Source organism: Flavobacterium anhuiense, assembly GCF_050990855.1.
GTDB classification, from domain to species: domain Bacteria; phylum Bacteroidota; class Bacteroidia; order Flavobacteriales; family Flavobacteriaceae; genus Flavobacterium; species Flavobacterium anhuiense_C.
This window is the reverse complement of sequence record NZ_CP158861.1, coordinates 5024211-5034661: the sequence shown is the minus strand read 5'-3', so window position 1 is coordinate 5034661 and position 10451 is coordinate 5024211. Positions and strand designations below refer to the sequence as shown.

The window sequence follows — 10451 nt, the reverse complement described above, 5'->3', positions numbered from 1 at the left end:
TCTACACCTAATAAATCCCCCTAATGAATACCAGAATTACCTCAGGTGCCAATTTTAAAAAGGCGCTAAAATCTCATTTTTTAATCCTAAGCATAACACTTACAGCTCAAATAGGATTAGCACAAAAAAAAGACTCTTTTGATATTATAATGTACCGGACCGCGGTCGATCTAGCGAGTAAGGATATTAACAAAGCGCTTCAGACAGCAGATTCTCTTTATCAGAATTCGACAGAGCCTATTCATAAAGTGAAATCAATCATGCTGATGGCTGATTTGCAAAAGAATATAGGAGATCTTGAGAAATCGATTAACCATGCCGTAACTGCCGAAAATATAGCAGAGACTAATAAACTGTATGAATGGCAGGTTAGAATAGCTGGTTTTTTGTCGTCTCAATATCGCACGCTTGGTTTAAAAGAGCAAAGTATTTTGTCGTTAAAAAAAGTTTTGAAAATTATTCCCAAAATCGATAATCCAAAAATTTCAGATCAGCTGCAGGCCATCACAAATCAGCAAATTGCTAAATATGCCATTGAAGACGAAGATTTTAAACAGGCCATTTCTTATCTTAAAATAACAAAAACGTACTTAGATAAAACAAGAAATACCAAAGTGAAGTTTTTTCATTATGCTACAAATGAGTATATGTTTGGTCAAGCTTATTTGGGACTTAAAGACTACAAACAAGCACTTCAATACTACAATTCGTCTTTGTCGCTTCTTTTTGAAAATGATATAGCGAAAGAAGGTACTATTCTAAGCGGGTTTGTATACAGCGATATAGGAGAAATATACACGGAGCTGAAAGACTTAAAAAATGCATTGCTGTATTACAATAAAGCGCTTTTGGTGGCCGAACAGTCTGATTTTTTAGAGTTAAAAGAAGAGGTTTATTACAATCTAGCTGTTTATTATGATGATCAAAAGGATGTAAAAAACTATGCGCATTTTAGCAAGCTTTACGAGAAAACGCAGCTTAAGCTAATGGATTCGCACAAACAAGGCGTAAATAGCATTGTAAATAGATTACAGAACAAAGAAGCAAAATTGTCTCAAATGCAAGGCATAATAATAGCATCGAGCCTAGTAATTGCGGTGCTTTTAATAACAGGAATCATAATTATAATTAGAAGAAGAAAAGCTGATATTCGAAAGTTTGAAGAAATTATCAATAAAATAGAAAACAGTTCTTTTAAACCAGAATATAAAGAAGAAAAAGCTGTTGAAGAAGAAGTAGAGAAAAAGGTATTAATGACCGAAGAAACGGAACAATTGATATTGAAGAAATTGAAAAAATTTGAAAATAAAGATGGGTATATCAATAGAAATATAAGCCTTTCAAGTTTATCCGCAAAATTTGAAATCAACAGCAAATACCTTTCTTATGTGATCAATAAGCATAAAGGAAAAGATTTTAATAATTACATCAATGCGCTTCGAATTTATTACATCATAAGAAAAATGGAAAGCGATCCTGTCTATTTAAGTTATAAAATTAGCTATTTGGCCGAAGAATGCGGTTTCTCTTCGCACAGTAAATTCACTGCTATTTTTAAAGCAGAAATGGGAATTTCTCCATCTGTTTTTATGCAATGTGCTATTGATAAAAATAATAAAATAAAGGCGTGATAGCTTTCTAATGCATTTAAAAAGTCCTGTGTTTTAACAGGACTTTTTTGTTGAACCAGGTATTTTTACCCCTTTATTACTACATCATTAGGTATGTATTGCGGATATATTTTGCTTCACTTTTGAGGACTCTAAAATGAGTTGTTTCTATTTGATAATCAGTTTTTTAAGGTTGAGTTTGTGCTGTTCACTTTCACGATAGTGTACAGCTATAGCGTTTAACAGGGGTATTTATCAGGTTATTTTTGACAGATTTTTCATAGAGGTAGAAAAGACTTTTTTTATGTTCTCTGTCTCTTTAACCGATTATTAATTTATACCCAAAAAACGTGAAGAAACTTTACTTATTGTTTACTGTCTTGTTTTTCCTGATTTCAGGAAATATGCTAGCTCAGGAAATTTGTAATAACGGAATTGACGATGACGGCGATGGTTACGTAGACCAATACGACCCTGATTGTAATGCAGGCCCAGCACCTACGTGTTTTGCTCCAGCGCCAGCACCTAATTTCCAAATACGATTGGCACTTCAAGGGCCAGAGAATACTTTAGATACATCTGTATCTCCCTCTATTGGTGACCTTGATGGCGATGGAATACCAGAAATTATTGCACCTCATGGAAATAGTAACTTGGGTTACATAACCTATCGTGTAGTTGGAGGAGTGCTTCAGAACGCTGGCATTAATTTTCAACTGCAGACACAAGCGCCTGTTTATGGTACAGTAGTTCAGCCTGCCATTGCGGATATTGATGGTGATGGAAAAGCGGAAGTGGTCTGTGTAGAATATTCTGGCTTCGTCTATGTGTTTAATCATACAGGTGGAAATACTACAACATATAAATTTAAATCGGATTTGCCGACAAGCTATGTGGCAGGTTCTCCGAGAATTGCAGATATCGATGAAGATGGGGTTCCAGAGATTGTTATTGGAAACCAGGTATTTGTATTTGATTTAATAAATAATACTTTAAAAAGATTACCAATACTTACCGATACCACACTACCTATTGGGCGTGATGGAGTGAATTGGGGAGCAGATCCAGTGGTGGTGGATATTATTCCTTCCAATCCAGGAAAAGAGATTGTGGCAGGAAGTATGGTATATAAAGTTAATATGATTACAGGTCCTGAGAAATTTATAACTTTAAGTGACATTGCAGGTAGCGGAGTGGCTGTTACCAGTGATGGACCAACTGCTGTAGCCGACGTTGATTTAGATGGAGATTTAGATATTGTCTATTCTTCTGCTCAAAGTCGTATGTATGCTTGGGATCCTGTTCAACGCAAGGTGTTATTAAATGTTCCTACGGGAGCAGATTCTAGAAGAGGTATACCGACAATTTCGTATGCCTATAATGATGTTACGAATAACGGAATGGCAGTTGATTATCCAGAGATTCTTGTGGGTTATCGTAATATGATAAAAGCCTATAATCTACAGATTCCAGGAAATGTAGCATGGACATTGCCAACTACAGATACTTCAGGAGAAACCGGTATTTCATCCTTTGATTTTAATGGAGATGGAATTCAGGAATTGGTTTATAATGATCAGACCCATATTAGAATTATTAATGGAAATGTTTCTCCTCCAGTTAATTTGGCCGTATTCGATTCTGGTACAGAAACTTGGATGGAGCATCCTGTAATAGCAGATGTCGATAATGATGGACAGGCAGAGATGATTGCTTTTACAGGAAAGGAAGGGGCAAGGTCAAACGAAGGTCGAATCAATATTTTTAAGTCTGATGGAGGAACGATCTGGCAACCAGCAAGAAAAATATGGAACGAACGTGGTTATCATGTTATCAATATTAATGACGATTTAACGGTGCCAAAGCAGGAAACTAAAATGACTAATTTTATGCCTGCAGGTTCTACCAAATATAAAGTTTTAAATCAATATAACGTACAATTTAATCCAACAAACTTGTTGTTAGAACCGGGAACTGTTGCAGCTGCAGACGTGCAGCTGAACAGCTTGCAAAATTTTGATTTAACGACAGGACAATTAACACTTAATGTGAGTGTTCTAGGAAACTTAAGTTTGCCTGCGGGAACTCCAATTACAGTATATAACGGAAATCCGACTACTGGACCTGCAGCTGTCGTAGGAACTGGTTATACTAGTACGATAATAGCATCGGGAACTACACAAACGATTACGATTACAATTCCAACAGTTCAAAGTTATAGGTTGTATGCTATTGTAAATGATAACGGTTCTATTCCAACGCCTTTTAATTTATCGACAGATTTTCCTTCAACAGGAATTGTAGAATGCGATTATTTAAACAATATTGCCTCTATTGTTCCTCCAGTTTATGATACAGATGGTGACGGAAAAAATGATTTGATTGACGAAGATGCTGATAATGACGGAATTTTGAATGTGGATGAATCTCACGGATATGATATGTACGGAGATGAAGATGGAGACGGAATTTTAAACTTTCAAGATGTTAACAGAGGGCCAGGACCAGGAGATGGTTCTTTAACAGATTATACAGATGCAAACGGCGACGGAATTGCAGATGTTTTTGATACAGATGGCGACGGAATTATTGACGCTTACGATTTAGATAGCGATAATGATGGATGTCCTGATTCTAATGAATATTATCAAGATCCAAATGCAGATGGAGGAGATGGAGGTCAGTTTGGAATTGGCCCAGATCCTGTAGCTACTTTTCCAAACGGAAGAGTATCAAATCCAGCCGCAACTTATACAGGTGTTTTGCCTCCAGTTTTTGCGGCGGTTAGTATGACAGTTGCCACTCCATTAGTAGACAAAACAGCAACTTTAGGAGAAAATGTTACTTTTACTTCTGATATTTCGGCTGAAAAAGTAACTAATTACTACACAACTCCTGTTACCAAAGCAGATGCAACAGGTGAATTGACTTATCAATGGTTTGTAAGTACAGATGGCGGGACATCGTTTACGAGTTTGCCATCGGAAACAAATGCTTCATTGGTTTTAAACAACGTACAGCTAGTAAACGATCAATATATTTATAGAGTGGTTGCTTCTCATTCTGGAAGCAGCATTGGATGTGTTGTAATTTCAGACGAAGTTCTTTTGAGAGTGCCGCAAGATCCTAGTTTGGCACTTGTAAAAACGGCTTCAGTAAACGGAACGGTATCAGCAGGTGATCAAATTACGTATACATTTACGGTAACCAATACAGGAAATGTGCCTTTAAGTAATGTTGTAATTGATGATGCGAAAACAGGAAGCGTTGCATTGCCTGTAAATCCATCAACAATTGCAGCTGGAGCAACAGGAAGCATCACAGCAGTATATACAATTACTCAAGCAGATTTAAATGCAGGAAGTGTAACCAACACGGCGACAGCAACGGGAACAGCACCTGATACTACATCGGTGAGTGATATTTCGGGAACCGCTCAAAATAATGATACTCCAACAGAGACAACGCTTAATCAAAGACCAGCTATTGCACTTGTGAAAACAGCTTCAGTAGGCGGAACAGGAGCAGTTGGAGACGATATAACCTATACATTTAATGTAACCAATACAGGAAATGTAACATTAAGCAATGTGGTTATTGATGATGCTAAGACAGGAAGTGTAGCTTTAGCGATAAGCCCGTCAACGCTTGCACCTGGTGCATCAGGAAGCATTACGGCAGTTTATACAATTGCCCAAACTGATCTAAATACAGGAAGTGTATCGAACACGGCAACTGCAACAGGAACAGATCCAAATAATGTAGGCGTAAGTGATATTTCTGGAACAGCGCAAAACAATAATTTGCCAACAGTAACGACACTTACCCAAAGTCCTGCTATTACACTTGTAAAAACAGCTTCAGTAAGCGGAACCGTAAAAGCTGGAGATGAGATTACGTATACTTTCAGTGTAACGAATTCAGGAAATGTAACTTTAACGGATATTACAATTGATGATGCCCTGATAGGAAGTTCGCTTGCAATCACTTCGCAATTTCTAGCGCCAGGATCGTCAGAGGATGTTACGGCTACTTATACAATCACTCAAGCTGATTTAGATGCAGGAATTGTAACAAACACAGCAACAGTAACAGGGGTATCTCCAAATGCGGTAATAGTTAACGATACTTCAGGAACAACAAATACAAATGACGATCCGACAGAAACAGCATTGACCCAAAGTCCAGCGATAGCAGTTGTAAAAACGGCTTCAGTTGGCGGAACGGGCGCAGTGGGCGATAAGATCGCTTATACTTTTGACGTAACCAATACAGGAAACGTAACGCTAAGCAATGTTATAATTGACGATGCAAAGACAGGAAGCACAGCACTAGCCGTATCTCCTGCAAGTTTAGCGCCAGGCGCATCAGGAAGCATTACGGCAGAATACACAATCACGCAATCTGATCTGAATGCAGGAAGCGTAACCAACACTGCGACAGCAACAGGAACGGCACCGAATGCTTCGACAGTTAGCGACACTTCTGGAACGGCATTAAATAATGATGATGCAACAGAAACAGCATTGACCCAAAGTCCAGCGATTGCAGTTGTGAAAACGGCTTCGGTTGGAGGAACGGGCGCAGTTGGAGATAAAATCACCTATACTTTTGACGTAACCAATACAGGAAACGTAACGTTAAGCAATGTAATAATTGACGATGCTAAAACGGGAAGCGTGGCATTAGCCGTATCTCCTGCAACTTTAGCGCCAGGCGCATCAGGAAGCATAACGGCAGAATACACGATCACGCAAGCTGATCTGAATGCAGGAAGCGTAACCAACACGGCGACGGCAACAGGAACAGCTCCGAACGCTACGACAGTTAGCGACACTTCTGGAACAGCTCAAAATAATGACGATCAGACAGAAACAGCATTGACCCAAAGTCCAGCGATAGCAGTTGTAAAAACGGCTTCAGTTGGCGGAACGGGCGCAGTAGGCGATAAGATCACTTATACTTTTGACGTAACCAATACAGGAAACGTAACGCTAAGCAATGTTATAATTGACGATGCGAAGACAGGAAGCGTGGCATTGGCTGTATCTCCTGCAACTTTAGCGCCAGGCGCATCAGGAAGCATCACGGCAGAATACACGATCACGCAATCTGATCTGAATGCAGGAAGCGTAACCAACACGGCTACAGCAACAGGAACGGCACCGAATGCTTCGACAGTTAACGACACTTCTGGAACAGCAAATACGAATGACGATCCGACAGAAACAGCATTAACGCAAAGTCCCGCAATTGCGGTTGTAAAAACTGCTTCAGTTGGCGGAAAGGGCGAAGTGGGCGATAAGATCACTTATACTTTTGACGTGACCAATACAGGAAACGTAACATTAAGCAATGTAGTGATTGATGATGCCAAGACAGAAAGTACAGCACTAGCCGTATCTCCTGCAAGTTTAGCGCCAGGCGCATCAGGAAGCATCACGGCAGAATACACGATCACGCAATCTGATCTGAATGCAGGAAGCGTAACCAACACGGCGACAGCAACAGGAACGGCACCGAATGCTTCGACAGTTAGCGACACTTCTGGAACAGCAAATACGAATGACGATCCGACAGAAACAGCATTGACGCAAAGCCCCACAATTGCGGTTGTAAAAACTGCTTCAGTTGGCGGAAAGGGCGAAGTGGGCGATAAGATCACCTATACTTTTGACGTAACCAATACAGGAAACGTAACGTTAAGCAATGTAATAATTGACGATGCTAAAACGGGAAGCGTGGCATTAGCCGTATCTCCTGCAACTTTAGCGCCAGGCGCATCAGGAAGCATTACGGCAGAATACACGATCACGCAAGCTGATCTGAATGCAGGAAGCGTAACCAACACGGCGACGGCAACAGGAACAGCTCCTAATGCTTCGACAGTGAGCGACACTTCTGGAACGGCATTGAATAATGATGATCCGACAGAAACAGCATTGACTCAAAGTCCAGCGATTGCAGTTGTGAAAACGGCTTCGGTTGGAGGAACGGGAGCAGTTGGAGATAAAATCACCTATACTTTTGACGTAACCAATACAGGAAACGTAACGCTAAGCAATGTAGTGATTGACGATGCGAAGACGGGAAGTGTGGCATTGGCTGTATCTCCTGCAACTTTAGCGCCAGGCGCATCAGGAAGCATCACGGCAGAATACACGATCACGCAAGCTGATCTGAATGCAGGAAGCGTAACCAACACTGCGACGGCAACAGGAACAGCTCCGAACGCTACGACAGTTAGCGACACTTCTGGAACAGCTCAAAATAATGACGATCAGACGGAAACAGCATTGACCCAAAGTCCAGCGATTGCGGTTGTAAAAACGGCTTCAGTTGGAGGAACGGGAGCGGTAGGCGACAAGATTACGTATACTTTTGACGTGACCAATACAGGTAACGTAACGTTAAGCAATGTAGTGATTGATGATGCAAAGACAGGAAGCACAGCACTAGCCGTATCTCCTGCAACTTTAGCGCCAGGCGCATCAGGAAGCATCACGGCAGAATATACGATCACTCAAGCCGATTTAAATGCAGGAAGCGTAACCAACACTGCGACAGCAACAGGAACAGCTCCGAATGCTTCGACAGTGAGCGACACTTCTGGAACTGCATTAAATAATGACGATCCGACAGAAACAGCATTGACCCAAAGTCCAGCAATTGCGATTGTGAAAACAGCATCAGTTGGCGGAACAGGAGCAGTAGGCGATAAAATCACCTATACTTTTGACGTTACCAATACAGGAAACGTAACGTTAAGTAATGTTGTAATTGATGATGCAAAAACGGGAAGCGCAGCATTAGCTGTAAGTCCAGTAACTTTAGCTCCAGGAGCATCAGGAAGCATTACGGCAGAATACACGATTACTCAGGCAGATTTAAATATAGGAAGCGTAACGAACACGGCAACTGCAACAGGAACAGACCCAAATAATGCGCCAATAACAGATATTTCTGGAACAGCATTAAACAATGACACTCCTACGGTAACTGCACTTACTCAAAGTCCGGCAATTGCAGTTGTGAAAACAGCTTCAGTTGGCGGAACAGGAAAAGTTGGTGATCAGATTACGTATACTTTCAATGTAACGAACACAGGAAATGTAACATTAAGCAATGTTATAATTGATGATGCTAAGACAGGAAGTGCAGCATTAGCGGTAAGCCCGTCAACGCTTGCACCTGGCGCTACAGGAAGTATTACAGCAGTTTACACGATTACTCAAGCTGACCTCAATGCAGGAAGTGTGAGCAATACGGCAACTGTTACAGGAACAGACCCAAATAATGCGCCAATAACAGATATTTCTGGAACAGCATTAAACAATGACACTCCTACGGTAACTGCACTTACTCAAAGTCCGGCAATTGCAGTTGTGAAAACAGCTTCAGTTGGCGGAACAGGAAAAGTTGGTGATCAGATTACGTATACTTTCAATGTAACGAACACAGGAAATGTAACATTAAGCAATGTTATAATTGATGATGCTAAGACAGGAAGTGCAGCATTAGCTGTAAGCCCGTCAACGCTTGCACCTGGAACTACAGGAAGCATCACGGCAGTTTACATCATCACTCAAGCTGACTTAAATGCAGGAAGTGTGAGTAACACGGCAACTGTTACAGGAACAGACCCAAATAATGCGCCAATAACAGATATTTCTGGAACAGCATTAAATAATGATACTCCTACTGTAACTACACTTACTCAGAATCCAAGTATGAAACTGCTAAAAACAGGATTATATCAAGATGCAAATAGTAATGGAACTGTAGATGCAGGAGATCGTATTAATTATACGTTCAGAGTATTAAATACAGGAAATGTGACATTGACCGATATCGTGGTCACAGATCCAATGGTTACTGTAAATGGCGGGCCTATTCCAGCATTGTTGCCATTAGCTGTTGATGAAACAACTTTTACAGCTAGTTATACTTTGACTCAAGCAGATATTGATTTGGGGGCAGTTTACAATTTGGCTTTCGTAAGCGGAAAAGATTCTAAAGGGAATAATGTAGATGTAGATTCTGAAGATCCTTCGCCGTTAAGCCCAGGAGATCAATTCTATGAGCCAACATGCCCTACTTGTAGTGTGACTGTTTTACAGCAAAAATCGAGTATTGCATTAATTAAAAATGCTGTTTTCAATGACGAAAACAACAACAATAATGCCGATGCTGGAGAGACAATTACATACAGTTTTACGGTTGTAAATACAGGAAATGTAAGATTGACGAATGTTACTATTCAAGATCCACTTCCTGGAATTGTAATGACAGGAAGCCCAATATCATTAGCTCCAGGAGAAAGTGATAGCACTACTTTTAAAGGAATCTATACTATAAAACAAAGTGATATTAACGGCGGAGGTGTTTCTAATCAAGCATTCGTAACAGCTCAAACTCCATTGGGAGCAACTGTAAAAGATGCGTCTGATAATGCTGATATAGCAGGAGACAACCCAACAGTATTATCATTAAATGGCTGTAATATAAAAGTCTTCAATGTGTTGTCGCCAAACGGAGATTCTCTAAACGATAATTTCTTCGTTCAAGGAATAGAATGTTACCCAGATAATACAATGGAAATCTACAACCGTTGGGGAGTTTTAGTATTCGAGCGCGAACAGTACAACAATCAAGATCGTGCATTTACTGGAGTTTCTGAAGGACGTACGACGATTAAAAAATCAGAAAGCTTACCTGTTGGAACTTATTATTATGTTCTGAAATATAAGGATAGCGATTCAAATGTGCATCAGAAAGCAGGATACCTATACCTTACTAAATAACAGTTAAAGCAAAATTTAAAATGGCTTAGCTTTTATA

2 protein-coding genes are annotated in these 10451 nt (G+C 40.1%); both read left to right on the top strand.

What is annotated here, in order from left to right; all coding sequences use genetic code 11:
- The first annotated feature begins 23 nt into the window (after positions 1-23).
- Positions 24-1631 carry a helix-turn-helix domain-containing protein gene (locus ABTV69_RS21730; protein WP_433832580.1) on the top strand — a complete coding sequence of 536 codons (1608 nt, stop codon included), beginning with the start codon at positions 24-26 and terminating at the stop codon, positions 1629-1631.
- A 329-nt stretch (positions 1632-1960) separates the two neighbouring features.
- Positions 1961-10414 carry a DUF7507 domain-containing protein gene (locus ABTV69_RS21725; RefSeq protein ID WP_433832578.1) on the top strand — a complete coding sequence of 2818 codons (8454 nt, stop codon included), beginning with the start codon at positions 1961-1963 and terminating at the stop codon, positions 10412-10414.
- The last annotated feature ends 37 nt before the right edge of the window (positions 10415-10451 follow it).